This window comes from Pseudomonas sp. XWY-1, assembly GCF_002953115.1.
Lineage (GTDB): Bacteria > Pseudomonadota > Gammaproteobacteria > Pseudomonadales > Pseudomonadaceae > Aquipseudomonas > Aquipseudomonas alloputida.
In genome coordinates, this window is record NZ_CP026332.1 from 4535853 (window position 1) to 4550939 (window position 15087).

At 62.1% G+C, this 15087-nt stretch carries 13 protein-coding genes; 6 read left to right on the forward strand and 7 right to left on the reverse strand.

What is annotated here, in order from left to right:
* Positions 1–16: 16 nt before the first annotated feature.
* On the reverse strand, positions 17–748 hold the full coding sequence (locus PRJ_RS21145) for a GntR family transcriptional regulator (RefSeq protein ID WP_020189988.1): 732 nt from the start codon (positions 746–748) through the stop codon (positions 17–19).
* A 181-nt stretch (positions 749–929) separates the two neighbouring features.
* Between PRJ_RS21145 and PRJ_RS21150 the strand changes: the two genes are divergently transcribed.
* Positions 930–2108: an MFS transporter gene (locus PRJ_RS21150; protein WP_104962399.1), complete on the forward strand. Its 1179-nt coding sequence runs from the start codon at positions 930–932 to the stop codon at positions 2106–2108.
* A 126-nt stretch (positions 2109–2234) separates the two neighbouring features.
* Positions 2235–5714 (forward strand): PAS domain-containing hybrid sensor histidine kinase/response regulator, encoded by a 3480-nt coding sequence (locus tag PRJ_RS21155; protein WP_104962400.1) that lies wholly within the window; start codon positions 2235–2237, stop codon positions 5712–5714.
* Here PRJ_RS21155 and rmuC read toward each other — a convergent pair.
* Both rmuC and PRJ_RS21175 read right to left on the reverse strand, forming a co-directional pair.
* Positions 5686–7059, reverse strand: coding sequence for a DNA recombination protein RmuC (gene rmuC, locus PRJ_RS21160; RefSeq protein ID WP_162497237.1), 1374 nt, complete (start codon positions 7057–7059; stop codon positions 5686–5688). The genes PRJ_RS21155 and rmuC overlap by 29 nt on opposite strands.
* Positions 7060–7865: 806 nt before the next feature.
* On the reverse strand, positions 7866–8285 hold the full coding sequence (locus tag PRJ_RS21175; protein WP_014592081.1) for a tetratricopeptide repeat protein: 420 nt from the start codon (positions 8283–8285) through the stop codon (positions 7866–7868).
* Between the two features lie 950 nt (positions 8286–9235).
* Here PRJ_RS21175 and PRJ_RS21180 point away from each other — a divergent pair.
* The 3 genes from PRJ_RS21180 (at position 9236) to PRJ_RS21190 (ending at position 11619) form a co-directional block, all read left to right on the forward strand.
* Positions 9236–9460 carry a hypothetical protein gene (locus PRJ_RS21180; protein WP_010952743.1) on the forward strand — a complete coding sequence of 75 codons (225 nt, stop codon included), beginning with the start codon at positions 9236–9238 and terminating at the stop codon, positions 9458–9460.
* Between the two features lie 249 nt (positions 9461–9709).
* Positions 9710–10192 carry a hypothetical protein gene (locus tag PRJ_RS21185; protein WP_003252489.1) on the forward strand — a complete coding sequence of 161 codons (483 nt, stop codon included), beginning with the start codon at positions 9710–9712 and terminating at the stop codon, positions 10190–10192.
* A gap of 146 nt (positions 10193–10338) precedes the next feature.
* A complete protein-coding gene (locus tag PRJ_RS21190) occupies positions 10339–11619 on the forward strand; it encodes an OmpP1/FadL family transporter (protein WP_012053441.1) in 1281 nt (426 codons plus the stop codon).
* 41 nt (positions 11620–11660) lie between these two features.
* Here the strand turns inward: PRJ_RS21190 and PRJ_RS21195 are convergent, their stop codons facing one another.
* Positions 11661–12590, reverse strand: coding sequence for a LysR family transcriptional regulator (locus PRJ_RS21195; RefSeq protein WP_104962402.1), 930 nt, complete (start codon positions 12588–12590; stop codon positions 11661–11663).
* Positions 12591–12703: 113 nt separating this feature from the next.
* Between PRJ_RS21195 and PRJ_RS21200 the strand changes: the two genes are divergently transcribed.
* Positions 12704–12964 (forward strand): DUF2798 domain-containing protein, encoded by a 261-nt coding sequence (locus tag PRJ_RS21200; RefSeq protein ID WP_070096274.1) that lies wholly within the window; start codon positions 12704–12706, stop codon positions 12962–12964.
* A gap of 143 nt (positions 12965–13107) precedes the next feature.
* Here PRJ_RS21200 and PRJ_RS21205 read toward each other — a convergent pair whose 3' ends face one another.
* The 3 genes from PRJ_RS21205 to PRJ_RS21210 are packed head-to-tail and all read right to left on the reverse strand — an operon-like array spanning position 13108 to position 15027.
* A complete protein-coding gene (locus PRJ_RS21205) occupies positions 13108–13659 on the reverse strand; it encodes a glutathione peroxidase (RefSeq protein WP_003252479.1) in 552 nt (183 codons plus the stop codon).
* A 46-nt stretch (positions 13660–13705) separates the two neighbouring features.
* Entirely contained in the window at positions 13706–13828 is a 123-nt protein-coding gene (locus PRJ_RS30450) for a hypothetical protein (protein ID WP_010952738.1), read from the reverse strand.
* Positions 13825–15027 (reverse strand): MFS transporter, encoded by a 1203-nt coding sequence (locus PRJ_RS21210; RefSeq protein ID WP_104962403.1) that lies wholly within the window; start codon positions 15025–15027, stop codon positions 13825–13827. Before PRJ_RS21210 ends, PRJ_RS30450 begins: the two co-directional genes overlap by 4 nt.
* Positions 15028–15087 lie beyond the last annotated feature (60 nt).

The following is a 15087-nucleotide window of genomic DNA, read 5'->3' on the forward strand; positions in this document are numbered from 1 at the left end:
GGGTGAAGCGACCGGTTTAACGAATGTCGATGCGGTAGCGGAAGTGCTGCGCATGGCCGCGCGAGCGGCGCCATTCCAGAGGTTTGCCGGCGTAATCGCGGGCCAGGCGCTCGATCACGACCACCGGGCTGTCGGCCGGCAGTTGCAGCAAGCGGCCATGCACCGCGTCGACCGCTTCGGCGGTCAGGGTTTCTTCGGCGTAGGCGACCACCTGACCGCACAGCGCTTCGTAGATCGGGTACAGCAGCGGGCCCTCGCTGTTCAGATCCACGTCCAGCAGCGGCTGGAAGGTTTGGCGCGGCAGCCAGATTTCTTCGGCCAGCACCGGCTGGGCGCCGAGCAGACGTGTGCGAATGATGCGGATCACTTCTGCCTCCCCTGCCAGGCCCAATGCCTCGGCCACCGCGGAAGGCGCCGGCAGCGACTCGATGGAGAGAATGCGGCTTTCCGGTACTATGCGCTCGCCATTGGCGGCCTCGAAACGGAAGAAGCGGAACAGCGACGACTGGAACTGTGGGCGGCGAATGAAGGTGCCGCGGCCCTGCTGGCGCTCCAGCACGCCTTCGGCCACCAGGACATCGACGGCCTTGCGCACGGTACCGATCGACAGGTCGAACTCGGTGGCCAAGGCTGCCTCGGTCGGGATCGCTTCCCCCGGGCGCCAGCGGTTGTTGGCAATTTGCGCGACCATGTGATCGCGCAGTTGTTGGTAGCGGGGCAGTCGAGCATCACCGGTCAATGGGTGCATGGGTCTCGCTCTCGTCTTGTTATATAAACATATATATGAATTTTTCGAGAGTATTCCCTGAGCCTGACGGGCTGTCAATCCTCCGCCTGTCGCCCTTTGGTAGGCGAAACGTCCTTGTGTCGGGAGGACCGCATGTGGCTTATGCTTGTGCTCGGCAAACCCGCACAACAAGGACGTGGCAATGCTCGCCGCCATAAAACGCTACCCGCACACCGTTCGCCTGCTGCTCACCACCACCTTCACGCTTACCGTCGCCCGTGCCCTCACCCTGCCCTACCTGGTGGTTTACCTGGCCGACAATTTCCAGCTGCCGATCAGCCAGATCGGCCTGCTGATCGGTGGCGCGCTGATCGTTGCCTCGCTATTGAGTCTGTACGGTGGCCATCTGGTCGACACCTTGAGCAACCACACGCTGGTCAGCGCCAGTACCCTGCTGTTCGCCCTGGCCTTCGTCGGCGCGGTCGCCAGCCGTTCGGCACTGCCGTTCTTCTTCTGTCTGGTGTTGATCAACCTGGCCCTGGCAGTGGTCGATATCGCCGCCAAGGCAGGCTTCTGCGCGTTACTGCCGGTGGATGAGCGGGCCGAGGTGTTCGCCATCAAGTACACCCTCAGCAACGTCGGCTACGCCGCCGGCCCGTTGCTGGGCGTGGCCATGCTTGAACTGAACGACCATGTGCCGTTCCTCGCCTCTGCCCTGCTTGGCCTGGCCATGTGCCTGGCTTATTGGCGCCTGGGTGATCGCAGCCTGCAGGCCATCGCGCCGGACAAACCTGCGGCCGGCTTCGGCCAAGTGGCGCTGGGGCTGGCGCGGGATCGTCGACTGGTGTGCTTTACCGTAGGTGGGGTGCTGAGCGCGGTGGTGTTCGGCCAGTTCACCGCCTACCTGTCCCAGTACCTGGTGGTCACCAGCAGCCCGGCCGAAGCGGCACGGCTGATCGGCTATCTGGTCACCACCAACGCCGTGACGGTCATTGCCTTGCAGTACCTGATTGGCCGGCGTATCAGCCGCCAGCGCCTGATGCCGTGGCTGTTGGCCGGCATGGGCCTGTTCATCGCCGGCTTGCTGGGTTTTGCGCTGGCAGGCTCGGTACTGGCCTGGTGCCTGGCGATGCTGGTGTTCACGCTGGGCGAAATCATCGTGATCCCGGCCGAGTACATGTTTATCGACCTGATCGCACCGGAGCACTTGCGCGGGGTGTATTACGGCGCGCAGAACCTGTCCAACCTGGGGGCGGCGCTGGGGCCGGTGATGGTGGGGTTTGCACTGGTACACCTGTGGCCAGGGGCAGTCTTCTACCTGCTGGTGTTGTCGGTGATACTGGCAGGGGTGTTCTATTGGTTGGGCACCCGCAGGGGTTGATGTTGCCTGTTCCGGCCCATTCGCGGGTGAACCCGCTCCTACAACCATCGTCTGCGCTGACGAAGCGGCACTTGCGTGCCAGACTGATTGATCGGGACCGCGTTACCTTTTTGCTTCGGAGTCTTCATGTCGTTGTCCAGCGGGCTGATCGCCGTGGTCGCCCTGGCCTATATGGCCATCATGTTCGCCATCGCCTTCTATGGCGACCGCCGCAGCACGCCATTGCCGCCAAAGCTGCGTGCCTGGGTGTACAGCCTGTCGCTGGCCGTGTACTGCACCAGCTGGACCTTCTTCGGCGCGGTCGGCCAGGCCGCCGAACAGCTTTGGGCGTTCCTGCCCATCTACCTGGGCCCGGTACTGCTGCTGATCTTCGCCCCTTGGGTGCTGCAGAAGATGGTGCTGATCAGCAAGCAGCAGAACATTACCTCGATCGCCGACTTCATTGCCGCACGCTACGGCAAGTCGCAGACCCTGGCAGTGGTGGTGGCACTGATCTGCCTGGTCGGCGTGCTGCCGTACATCGCCTTGCAGCTCAAGGGCATCGTACTGGGCGTGAACCTGCTGATCGGCGCCAACGCCGACGCCACCGGCACCCGCGTGCAGGACACCGCGCTGGTGATATCGCTGGTACTGGCGCTGTTCGCCATCGTCTTCGGTACCCGCAGCCTGGATGTGACCGAGCACCACCGCGGCATGGTCCTGGCAATTGCCTTCGAATCGCTGATCAAGTTGCTGGCGTTCCTTGCCGTCGGCATCTTCATCGTTTTCAACCTGTATGACGGTTTCGACGACCTGTTCAGCCAGGCCCGCCAGTCGGTCCACTTGCAGGACTATTGGAAAGAAACCATCAATTGGCCGTCCATGGTGGTGCAAACCGCCGTGGCGATGATGGCAATCATCTGCCTGCCCCGGCAGTTCCACGTTACCGTGGTAGAGAACATCGAACCGCAGGACTTGCGCCTGGCGCGCTGGGTATTCCCGATGTACCTGGCACTGGCCGCGCTGTTCGTGGTGCCGATTGCCCTGGCCGGGCAGATGCTGCTGCCCGGCACGGTGATCTCCGACTCGTTCGTCATCAGCCTGCCCCTGGCCGAGGCGCACCCGAGCCTTGCCCTGCTGGCGTTCATCGGCGGTGCCTCGGCGGCCACCGGCATGGTGATCGTCGAGGCCGTGGCGTTGTCGACCATGGTGTCCAACGACATGCTGCTGCCCTGGCTGCTGCGCCGCAACAACGCCGAGCGGCCTTTCGAAGCGTTCCGCCACTGGATGCTTTCGGTACGCCGGGTAACCATCGTGGTGATCCTGCTGCTGGCCTATGTCAGCTACCGCCTGCTGGGTTCCACCGCCAGCCTGGCGACCATCGGCCAGATCGCCTTTGCCGCTGTGACCCAGCTCACCCCGGCCATGCTTGGCGCGCTGTACTGGAAGCAGGCCAACCGTCGCGGTGTGTTCGCCGGCCTGGCCGCTGGCATTTTCCTGTGGTTCTACACCTTGGTGCTGCCGATTGCCGCGCACAGCCTGGGCTGGTCGTTGCAGTTGTTCCCTGGCCTGGCGTGGCTGCACGGCAACCCGCTGAACCTGCCGATCAGTCCACTGACCCAAGGTGTGGTGCTGTCACTGGCGGGCAATTTCACCCTGTTCGCCTGGGTTTCGGTGCTGTCGCGCACGCGGGTTTCCGAGCACTGGCAGGCCGGCCGGTTCATTGGCCAGCAGACCAGCGCGCGGCCCAGCAGCAAGCCGCTGCTGGCGGTGCAGATCGACGACCTGCTGACCCTGGCCTCGCGCTTTGTCGGGGAAGAGCGCGCACGGCAGAGCTTCATCCGCTTTGCCTACCGCCAGGGCAAGGGCTTCAACCCTAACCAGAACGCCGATGGCGACTGGATCGAGCACACTGAGCGCCTGCTGGCCGGGGTGCTCGGTACCTCGTCGACCCGCGCGGTGGTCAAGGCGGCCATCGAAGGCCGTGACATGCAACTGGAAGACGTGGTGCGCATCGCTGACGAAGCCAGTGAGGTGCTGCAGTTCAACCGCGCCCTGCTGCAAGGCGCCATCGAGAACATCAACCAAGGCATCAGCGTGGTCGACCAGAACCTGCACCTGGTGGCCTGGAACCGCCGCTACCTTGAACTGTTCAACTACCCGGACGGGCTGATCAGCGTAGGGCGGCCGATTGCCGACATCATCCGCTACAACGCCGAGCGCGGCCTGTGCGGCCCCGGCGAGGCACAGGTGCATGTGGCGCGGCGGCTGCACTGGATGCGCCAGGGCCGCGCGCACTCCTCCGAGCGGCTGTTCCCCAATGGCCGGGTGATCGAGCTGATCGGCAACCCGATGCCGGGCGGCGGCTTTGTCATGAGCTTCACCGACATCACCCCGTTCCGCGAGGCCGAGCAGGCCCTGCGCGATGCCAACGAACGCCTTGAGCAACGCGTGGCGGAGCGCACCCACGAACTGTCGCAGTTGAACCAGGCGCTGTCCGAAGCCAAGAGCCAGGCCGAAGCGGTGAGCAAGTCCAAGACCCGCTTCCTGGCCGCCGTCAGCCATGACCTGATGCAACCGTTGAACGCCGCACGGCTTTTCTCTGCCGCCTTGTCGCAACAGGCCGAGGGCATGAACGAAGAGGCCCGGCAGTTGGTACAGCACATGGACAGCTCGCTGCGCTCGGCTGAAGAGCTGATCAGCGACCTGCTGGACATCTCGCGCCTGGAAAACGGCAAGATCACCCCGGATGCCAAACCCTTCGCCCTCAACGAGCTGTTCGACACCCTGGGCGCCGAGTTCAAGCTGCTGGCGGCCGAGAAAGGCCTGGAGTTCCGCCTGCGCGGCAGCCGCCTGCGGGTGGACAGCGACATGAAACTGCTACGCCGGGTGCTGCAGAACTTCCTCACCAATGCCCTGCGCTACGGCAAGAGCCCGATCCTGCTGGGCGCGCGCCGACAGGGCGAGCGCCTGTGGCTGGAGGTCTGGGACCGTGGCCCAGGCATTGCTGACGACAAGCTGCAAGTGATCTTTCAGGAGTTCAAGCGCCTGGACAGCCACCAGACCCGTGCCGAGAAGGGGCTAGGGTTGGGCCTGGCCATTGCAGACGGTCTGTGTCGGGTGCTGGGGCATCCGCTGGAAGTGCGCTCATGGCCAGGCAAGGGCACGGTGTTCCGCGTCAGCGTACCGATTGCGCACCAGGCCACCGCGGCACCAAGCGCGCCTGCAGAACAACAGGGCGGCCAGCCACTGGCGGGGCTGCAAGTGCTTTGCGTGGACAACGAAGACAGCATCCTGATCGGCATGAACAGCCTGCTGAGCCGCTGGGGTTGCCAGGTATGGACCGCGCGCAACCAGGCCGAATGCGAAGCCCTGCTGGCCAAAGGCATGCGCCCGCACCTGGCATTGGTGGACTACCACCTGGACGACGGCGAGACCGGCACCGGGCTGATGGGCTGGCTTCGAGCACGGCTGGGTGAGCCGGTACCCGGTGTAGTGATCAGCGCCGACGGCAGCAAGGAAACCATCGCCCTGGTACATGCATCAGGGCTGGACTACCTGGCCAAACCGGTCAAGCCTGCGGCCTTGCGCGCCCTGCTCAATCGCCATCTGAGCCTGGCTCAGTAACCGCTACCTCGGGCAGCGCCTCATCGGACAGCGCCCGCTCCAGCAGGTCTGCCGGCAAGCTCTTGCTGGCACGGGCGCCCAGTAGCTTAAGCTGCTCGCTGCGGCTGACCAGGTTGCCACGCCCTTCGCACAGCTTGTTGCGCGCGGCGGCATAAGCCTTGTCTACCTGCTGCAAGCGGCTGCCCAGCTCGTCCAGGTCCTGGATGAACAGCACGAACTTGTCGTAGAGCCAGCCGGCACGCTCGGCAATTTCGCGGGCGTTCTGCCCTTGACGCTCCTGCTTCCACAGGCTGTCGATAACCCGCAAGGTCGCCAGCAACGTGGTAGGGCTGACAATCACGATCTGCCGGTCGAAGGCCTCCTGGAACAGGTTCGGCTCGGCCTGCAGGGCCGCCGAAAAGGCCGCCTCGATGGGCACGAACAACAACACGAAATCCAGGCTGTGCAGGCCTTCAAGGCGGCTGTAGTCCTTGCTCGACAGGCCTTTGACGTGGCTGCGCAGCGACTGCACATGCTGCTTGAGCGCAGCTTCGTCGTTGCCGGCAACGAACTGCTGGTACGCAGTGAGGCTGACCTTGGCGTCCACCACCACCTGCTTGTCGCCGGGCAGCATGATCAGCACATCCGGCTGGAAACGCTCGCCATCGGCGCTTTTCAGGCTGACCTGGGTCTGGTATTCGCGGCCCTTTTCCAGGCCGGCATGTTCCAGCACACGTTCGAGGATCAGCTCACCCCAGTTGCCCTGGGTTTTCTGGCCCTTCAAGGCTTGGGTAAGGTTGGTGGCTTCGTCGGACAGGCGCAGGTTGAGCTGTTGCAGGCGCTCCAGCTCCTTGCCCAGCGAGAAGCGCTCGCGGGCCTCTTGCTGGTAGCTTTCCTCCACGCGTTTTTCGAAGGCCTGGATGCGCTCCTTGAGCGGGTCGAGCAACTGGCCAAGGTGCTGCTGGCTGGTCTGGGCGAAGCGCTGCTCGCGTTCGTCGAAGATCTTGGTGGCCATGTCGGCGAACTGGGCGCGCAAGGTGTCACGGGCCTCCTGCAGGTCTTCCAGGCGTTGCTGGTGGCTTTCCTGCTGTTCACGCAGCTCTGCGTCCAGGCGCGCGGTTTGCGCCTCCAGGCGACGCAGTTCGGCTTCGCGGTTGGCGCGCTCAAGGCTCCAGGCGTGGGCGGCGTCACGGGCGTTGTCGCGATCGATCTGCAGCAGCTCCAGCTCACGGCTTTGGGCGGCCAACTGGGCCTGCTTGACGGCGTTGGCCTCACTGAGGTCGCTGACCTCGTCGCGACTGGCGTCCAGTTGCGCCTGCAGGCCGGCCTGGGCCAGCTGGGCTGCATTGAGGCGTTCTTCGAGCAAGGCCTGCTCAGCTTGCCGGGCGCCTTGGCGGCGCTGCACCTGCATGACCCACACCAGGCAGGGTATTGCGCCTGCCACCAAGCCCAGCAGAATGCTGGCCAGATCCACTGTCATGCTTACCCCGAACGCTCTGATGCAAATTGAGTGCAGCTTATCAGCCTGATGGGTGTGTTGCCTGCATCCGCCTCTTTGCGGGCAAGCCCGTTGCGCAAGCCTGAAAGAAAAGCCCGCACGGTCGCCCGTAGGAGCGGGTTCACCCGCGAAGAGGCCGGCCCTGCTTGCCAATTTCCACCCGCCGTTCACCGTCGCAGCCGCCACCGTATTCGCGGGTAAACCCGCTCCTACACACGCATCGGGGGTTGAACACAGGCCGCCGTAGGAGCGGGTTTACCCGCGAAGAGGCCGGCCCTGCTGGCCAATCTCCACCCGCCGTTCACCGTCGCAGCCGCCACCGTATTCGCGGGTAAACCCGCTCCTACACACGCGTCGGGGGTTGAACACAGGCCGCCGTAGGAGCGGGTTTACCCGCGAAGAGGCCGGCCCTGCTGGCCAATCTCCACCCGCCGTTCACCGTCGCAGCCGCCACCGTATTCGCGGGTAAACCCGCGCCTACACCAGCATCGGGGGTTGAACACAGGCCGCCGTAGGAGCGGGTTTACCCGCGAAAGGGCCGGACCTGCTGGCCAATCCCCACCCGCCGTTCACCGTTGCCGCCGCCACCGTATTCGCGGGTAAACCCGCTCCTACCACGGTGGTGAACACACATCAGTGATTGCTCGCGAATGGGCCCGCGCAGGCAACAAGCCTCAGGCAGGAAACCACTGTCGCAGCAACCGCCGCGCTTCCTGCGATCCCTGCCCTGCCGCAAGCTCAAGCCAATAGCGCGCCTGCTCCGGCTCGTTGTGCTGACACAGCCGGGCGTACTCCAGCTGCGCCCGCCGATCCCCTGCGCGGGCAGCCTGACGCAGCAGCTCATGGCCTATACGCCGGTCACGGGCGTTGCCACAATCGCGGCACAGCATCTGCCCCAGGCGGCTCTGCGCCACAACCACACCTTGGCGCGCCGGCTGCTTCAACAAGCGCCCGGCCAGGTGCTTGACCTGAGGGTTGTCGCCCAAGCGCGGACTGTCGAGCAACCACAGGGCCACTTTCAGGGAAAAGCGTTTGGCGGGAGGTGCAAGTGTCGATGCAGCAGGGCTGGCGAGGTTTTTACCGCGAAACTTCATGAGCAACAGGTTTGGTAACTCGAAAGGCGCGCCACTCTACTCTTTTTTTTTCGCCCTGGCCTGTCGATTTCTGGAGGATTGAAAAAAAATTCCATGATCTTTTCTTGACGTTTTCAGGTGGATGACCAACCAGTCTGTTGGAGCATGGCAATTGTCGGACAGTCCATCCCATTGCTGGCACGCCCGTGCTAGAGCAAGCGCTCGGGACAATCCACAGTTCCTGTGGATAACTCGGTGGACAACCCCCTCTCACACCCCTCAAACCCCCGTGAATTGGGGGCTTTGGTCAAACTGACGATTTTTTCACCAGCTAAAAATAGTGTTTTTTTTCATTGACTTAACCACGCAGTCAAGGCATTGGCGAGGCTGCCGGGTGGTGTTACCAGACCGTTACAGGCGCTGCCCCGAATGTGAACAAGTGCACCATGAACCTCCATTTGGGTGCACGAAAAGGGCACATCGGCCGGCATTCGGGCCATTTTCCCCCTCTTCCCAGCAACGAAAATTCGCGCCATACTGCGCGGCTCACCTGAACAAACGTAGCGCTTGCCAAACATCTGCACTTCCGGTAAGGTGCCCCTCGTTAGTACCAAGCTGAAAGTCAATTCTGGCCGCAAGCGTCCTTGCAGACTCGCTCCCCCCAAGAGCGTCCCTGCTGAAACAAGGACCGGCCCATTCAATGATTCACTCGCCAGCCTTACGCTGCGCAAGCACGAATCACATGACAGATTGATCAGGATCCCACCTCGACGGCCTAGAACCTTGGCCCCGGCGTGCTGCCTGCCTTCCGAAGTACCTACCAGTCAGCCCAAGCGCCTACATTTGATTGCGCCCCCTCTGGCTGCCCTGTTCCAGTCAGGTTCGTTCGTCCCTTAATAAAGGCGTCACTGGAACGTTTCTATCATGCACGGATCATAACCCCCGTGTTTAAAGCAGGAACCTCCAACAATATGCAAACTCATCATCAGATTCAGGCTGCCATTGGCACCCTCTCCCAGGCCTTCTCGCCGTTGAAGTGCCTTATCGTTGCCCCACGCAAGGGCAGCTTCAGCTTTACCTTGGTAGACGAACACGGCGTTGCCTGCCACACAGAACGCCTGTACCACGAACAGTACAGCCGCCATGAACCGCTGCAGGCGGTGATCGCCCGGACGCGTCAGTCGCTCACCGCGTGACCGGCGAATACCGTGGTATTCAAGCGCTGAATCATCCGATCGCAAGACTGCCTGAACGCTCTGGGCGTAATTGCCTTAGGGCATATAGCCCGGAGCATCAGGCAGCAATCGATTTAAAAACAGCTCTTTACACCATGATTATCACACTACACTTCAACTCGAGCGGTGCTTTCCGCTCCCGGCGGGCCTGATCATTCACCAGCTGCCAAGCTCCAGCGCCCGTCCGGCCCTTACCTGCTCGAGGGCATCATGGGTATTGCGGCGAATGAATTGTGTCAGTATGTGATCCGACCCACCCTGGTCTACCTGAACCGTCACTGCGCCAGCGCCGAAGCCTTGCTCCTGGGTATCGCCGCCAGCCAGTCAGCACTCGGCTCAGCCCTGCACGACCGACGCGGGCACGGCCTCTACCGCATCGGCGAACATCGTCACCAGGCGCTCTGGGACGAATACCTGGCCCGTGACCCCGACCTCGCCAGCCTGGTCCGCGGCCTGGCCAGCCAGCACGCCTTCCTTGGTGGCCCGCACCTGGAGCTCACCGTCAACCTGCGCTATTCCACTGCCATTGCCTGGATGCTCATCGAAGAGCAGGCCACCCCATTGCCTGCGGCGGACGATCTGCTGGCACTGGCGCGTATCTGGCGACAGATTTTCAACCCCCAGGGTCGTCTGCGCGACTTCACCCATGCCTGGCATGCCTGCATAGATCAGAAATTGCCACAGGCATCTTGAGACGCGTCCTACAAGTAACCCGGAAAAAATGGAATTTTGGTCGGATTGTCCTACAAAACCGCTCTAACTCCTGCGATTGAGCCTATAGCGCAGCGCGTGATTTGTTGGTAGCTTTTCGCCCCGGAGACCCAAGGAGTTTTCTAATAATGAAAAAAGTAATGCTCAAAACCTCCCTCGGCGTAGCCGTTGCGCTTGCTTCCAGCCAACTGCTCGCCGCCGGGTTCGCGCTGAACGAACAAAGTATCAGCGGCATGGGAACCGGTTTTGCTGGGCGCTCGTCTTCTGCCGACGATGCCAGCACTGTGTATGGCAACCCGGCCGGCATGTCCCGCCTCAAGCGCGAACAATTCACCGTGGGCGGCGCTGCCGTCATCGCCAAGACCGACATATCGGGCCCAGGCAGCAACTTCGGGGGGGAAACCGATGGTGACATGGTGCCTCTCGTTGGCGTACCCATGGGCTACTACGTCAAGCCGATTGATGATCACTGGAGCGTTGGCTTCGGCGTTTACGTGCCATATGGCCTGATCACCGACTACGGTAGCGATGACGCTGCACGCTACTGGGGCAAGAAGAGCAAGGTCGAGGTTGTCACCTTCCAGCCAACCGTCAGCTACGCCTTCAACGACAAAGTGTCGATCGGTTTTGGCCCGACTATCAACCGTATCAAGGGTGAACTGGGTTCGAACCTGAGCAGCAAGGCCCTCCTGGGGCCCAATGGCCCTGATGGCGAGACCAAGATCAAGGGCGACGACACTGCGATCGGTTACAACATCGGCGTTCTGGTGCAAGCTACGGACCGTACCCGTCTGGGCCTGACCTATCACTCGATGGTCGACTACAAGCTTGAAGGCAATACCCGCGTTTCCTACCCGATTCCACAGCTTGGCCTGAACGGCAAGTTCGACGCCAGCCTGAAGATCAAGACGCCAGAGTCTGTGGACTTCTCGGTCACTCATGAACTGGATGACCATTGGACACTGTATGCGGGTAGCACCTGGACGCGCTGGAGCCGCCTGGAAAGCATCGTCGTCGAGAACGAAGCGCCGGCAGGCTACCCGTTGAAGACCATCACCGAAGAGCAGAACTGGCACGACACCTGGGCCCACGCCATTGGCGCGTCCTACAAGGTGAACAAGGAGTGGACCCTGCGCGCAGGCTTCTCCGTCGACCAGTCGCCCACCAACAACCATGATCGCTCGCCACGCATTCCGACTGGCGATCGTAAAGCGGTCAGCTTTGGTGCCGGCTGGAGCCCGAACGATGACATGACCATCGACGTTGCCTATTCGTATTTGTGGGAAGAGGATACCAAGGTCAACAACCTGCCAAGCTCGCAACAACAAGGGCTGTTGAAAGGCAGCTACCAGGCCAAGTACGAGAACAGCGCTCACGGTATCGGTGCATCCCTCACCTACCGCTTCTGATTCCTGTGCGTTACATGAAAACCGCCTTCGTGGCGGTTTTTTCATGCCTGCACTTGCCAGCTGTCGCCCAGGCATTCGCGCAGGTAGTCCATGAAAGCGCGCACCTTGGTGGTCATGGCAAAGCGATCGGCCAGGCACAGGTAGATGTCCATGGGCTCGGTCTGGGCGTAAGCCTGGCTGCTGTCGCAGTATTCGAACAGCGGCACCAACGCACCCGAGGCCAGGTGCGGTCGCACGATGAACTCGGCCAGACGGGTGATGCCACCATCGTGCAGGGCCATCTGGGTCAGGGCATCGATATCGTCGCTGATCAATACACTGCCGAACTCCGCTTCGAAGCGCAGGCCGTCCCGCATGAAGCCCCAGCGCAGGAAGCGGCCATCCACCGGATAGCGAAACACAAGGCAACGGTGCCCGCGCAAGGCCTCGGGCGTGGCAGGTACGCCAGCGCTCTGCAGGTAACCGGGTGAGGCACAACAAATGAACGGGATGCGGGCGATGCGCCGGGCCAGCAGCTGGTCTTCGAGCTGTGGGGCAATGCGCAAGCTCACGTCAACGTCTTCACGGGCATGGTTGACCCGACGATCAGTCGTTACCAACTCTATCGAAAGTAAAGGGTAGCGGGCACTGAAAGCAGGTATCAACGGCGCCAGCACATGGCGCCCAAAGGCAGAGGTCGAGGCAATGCACAGCCGCCCCTGAGGCTCGCTGTCGGGTGTTGTCACTGCCTGTTCGGCCAGGGCCAGATCACGCTCGATATGCTTTACACGCTCGTAATACTGGGCGCCAGAGGGCGTCAGGGCCATGCTGCGTGTGGTTCGGCTGAGCAGGCGTACTTGCAGGTGGCCTTCCAGCCGCGCCAGGTTCTGGCTGACGGCTGCCGGACTGAGGCCGAGGATACGGGCACCAGCAGCGATGCTACCGGCCTCGACCACCTTGATGAAGCAGCGAATGGCGTTGAGCAGGTCCATGGTGAGCGCTTGGATTCGTAAGAGTTTCTTTATAAAGAACTCAATGCTGCCGGTCTACAGCTGCAGGGGGCAGGTTGCTAATCTGCGCTTCCACTCAGCTTTCAGGAGTTCGCATGAGCAACCTGTCCCGATCGCGCAGTCGACGTAAATTGCACCCGGTCGCTACTCCCTACGTTTTCGCGTTCTACATGTCGTCGATCATGGCGCTGTTGATGTGCTTCGTGATCACGGCGGCCAATGCCGGGTTTACCCCTGAGTATCTGGGCAATGTGCTCAAGGCCTATCAGTTGGCGATGCCGGTGGCATTTGTGTGCGTGCTGGTGGTCCGGCCGGTGGTGGTGCGGTTGGTGGCGATTACCGTGCATGCACGGTGAAGTGACCCGCAGCCAGCCACTTCCTGTTTTTGATCTTGATCCCGCGACTTCAGGAGGACGGCGTAAGGCCTCCTGAAGTCGCAATCTGCGTCGCCTGAACTGCCTCGCGCTTAAAATCAAACGCCGCAGCAAGCGCAGCCTGGTTACTGCTGTGAGGCGATGGCCTTTTCGATAGCGGCGCGGAACGCGGGATCATCCGGTTTGGTCAGGCTGGAGAAGTTACCGATCACCTTGCCCTTGCGATCGACAACATACTTGTAGAAATTCCACTTCGGCGCACTGCTCTGGCTGGCCAGCTCCGCAAACAGCGGTATCGCATCCTTGCCCCGCACCGCCTGCGTCTTGGTCATGGTGAAGGTGACACCGTAGTTGGCATAGCAAACCTTGGCAGTCTTCTCACTGTCGGCGTCTTCCTGCTTGAAGTCATTGGACGGCACGCCGAGCATTTCCAGGCCTTGCTCGTGATACTCCTTGTAGGTCGCCTCGAGCCCCTCGAACTGCGGGGCAAAACCGCAATAACTGGCAGTATTCACCACCACGAGCGGCTTGCCGGCAAAGCGCTCGCAGAGGTCGACCTGCCCCTTACCGCGCAATTCCGGCAGGCTGCCCTGCAACAATGCCGGGCAATCTGCAGCCCAGCTCGATGTACTGGCAAGCAGGGCCAGCACCGGCACCGTCAACCAATGTGCACGCATGACTCGTTTCTCCCGCATGACAATCCTTGAGCTTGCAGGGTAGCGCCTAACACACACTCATGCCCAGTTGCATCAGCGCCATCCCACCCTGATGCCAGCCCCACCACACCAGTGCCAGCAGCAACAGGGCGGCAATAGCCAACAGGCCGCGTATCAGGTAGCGGTTCATACAGCCTGGGCCTGAAGGCGTGAAACCGGGCGTTCGCGCACCGGCCAGTTAAGGGCAGCGGCCAGCAGGCTGAGCAGGATGGAAATCTGCCAGACCAGGTCATAGCTACCGGTGCGGTCATACACTATCCCACCCAGCCAGCCCCCCAGGAACGCACCCAACTGATGGAACAGGAACACGATACCGCCCAGCATGGACAGGTTGCGCACCCCGAACACCGTGGCCACGGTCCCATTGGTCAGCGGTACCGTGGACAACCACAGAAGGCCCATGGCAATGCCGAACAGGTAAGCACTGAACTCGCTCACCGGCGCCCACAGGAACAGCACGATCACCACCGCACGCAGCAGGTACAACCCGGTCAGCAGGCGCGGCTTGGACATGCGCCCGCCCAACCAGCCAGCAGTGAAGGTACCGACGATGTTGAACAGGCCGACCAGCGCCAGCACTGTCGTACCGGTGGCCGCAGCCAGATGCTGGTCAACCAGGTAGGCCGGCAGGTGAACGCCAATGAATACGACCTGGAAGCCACAGACAAAAAAGCCCAGCGCCAGCAACCAGAAGCCGGAGTGCGTGCACGCCTCGCGCAGCGCCTGGCCCAGGGTCTGCTCGGCACCGTGACTGGGTAACGGGCGATCGCGCAGCAGACAGACGAAAGGCACGATGAACGCCACCAAAAGGCCCAGTACCAGCAACGCTGCCGACCAGCCCAGCCACTGAATCAGGCCTTGGGTGCCCGGCAACATGGCGAACTGGCCGAACGACCCGGCGGCGCTGGCGATCCCCATGGCCATGCTGCGCTTTTCGGCCGGCACTGCACGCCCGACCACACCGAGGATGACCGAGAACGACGTGCCGGACAGGCCGATGCCGATCAGCAAGCCCGCACTCAGCGACAACGACCAGGGCGAATCAGCCAAGCCCATCAAGATCAAGCCGACGGCATAGAGAATACCGCCGATGATGACCACCCGCGCCGCGCCAAGCCGGTCGGCCAAGGCGCCAGCGAACGGCTGCGCCAGGCCCCAGATCAGGTTCTGCAGGGCAATGGCGAAGGCAAACACTCCACGCCCCCAGCCAAAATCAGCACTCATCGGCCCCAGAAACAGGCCAAAGCCGTGCCGTACGCCCAGAGACAGCGCCAGTATCAAGGCCGCCCCCACCAACACCCATCCGCTGGTTCGCCACACCGAAGTCATTGTCGTTATCTCCAGCACATCGCAAGGTTTACGGGTATATACCCGCTTATAGTCGTATCA

What these genes read in the sequence shown, in the direction of transcription:
- PRJ_RS21210 (WP_104962403.1), bottom strand. Translation starts at nt 15,027, where the DNA reads ATGACTTCGGTGTGGCGAACCAGCGGATGGGTGTTGGTGGGGGCGGCC.
- PRJ_RS21155 (WP_104962400.1), top strand. Translation starts at nt 2,235, where the DNA reads ATGTCGTTGTCCAGCGGGCTGATCGCCGTGGTCGCCCTGGCCTATATG.
- PRJ_RS21200 (WP_070096274.1), top strand. Translation starts at nt 12,704, where the DNA reads ATGAGCAACCTGTCCCGATCGCGCAGTCGACGTAAATTGCACCCGGTC.
- PRJ_RS21175 (WP_014592081.1), bottom strand. Translation starts at nt 8,285, where the DNA reads ATGAAGTTTCGCGGTAAAAACCTCGCCAGCCCTGCTGCATCGACACTT.
- PRJ_RS21180 (WP_010952743.1), top strand. Translation starts at nt 9,236, where the DNA reads ATGCAAACTCATCATCAGATTCAGGCTGCCATTGGCACCCTCTCCCAG.
- PRJ_RS21145 (WP_020189988.1), bottom strand. Translation starts at nt 748, where the DNA reads ATGCACCCATTGACCGGTGATGCTCGACTGCCCCGCTACCAACAACTG.
- PRJ_RS21150 (WP_104962399.1), top strand. Translation starts at nt 930, where the DNA reads ATGCTCGCCGCCATAAAACGCTACCCGCACACCGTTCGCCTGCTGCTC.
- PRJ_RS30450 (WP_010952738.1), bottom strand. Translation starts at nt 13,828, where the DNA reads ATGAACCGCTACCTGATACGCGGCCTGTTGGCTATTGCCGCCCTGTTG.
- PRJ_RS21190 (WP_012053441.1), top strand. Translation starts at nt 10,339, where the DNA reads ATGAAAAAAGTAATGCTCAAAACCTCCCTCGGCGTAGCCGTTGCGCTT.
- PRJ_RS21205 (WP_003252479.1), bottom strand. Translation starts at nt 13,659, where the DNA reads ATGCGTGCACATTGGTTGACGGTGCCGGTGCTGGCCCTGCTTGCCAGT.
- PRJ_RS21185 (WP_003252489.1), top strand. Translation starts at nt 9,710, where the DNA reads ATGGGTATTGCGGCGAATGAATTGTGTCAGTATGTGATCCGACCCACC.
- PRJ_RS21195 (WP_104962402.1), bottom strand. Translation starts at nt 12,590, where the DNA reads ATGGACCTGCTCAACGCCATTCGCTGCTTCATCAAGGTGGTCGAGGCC.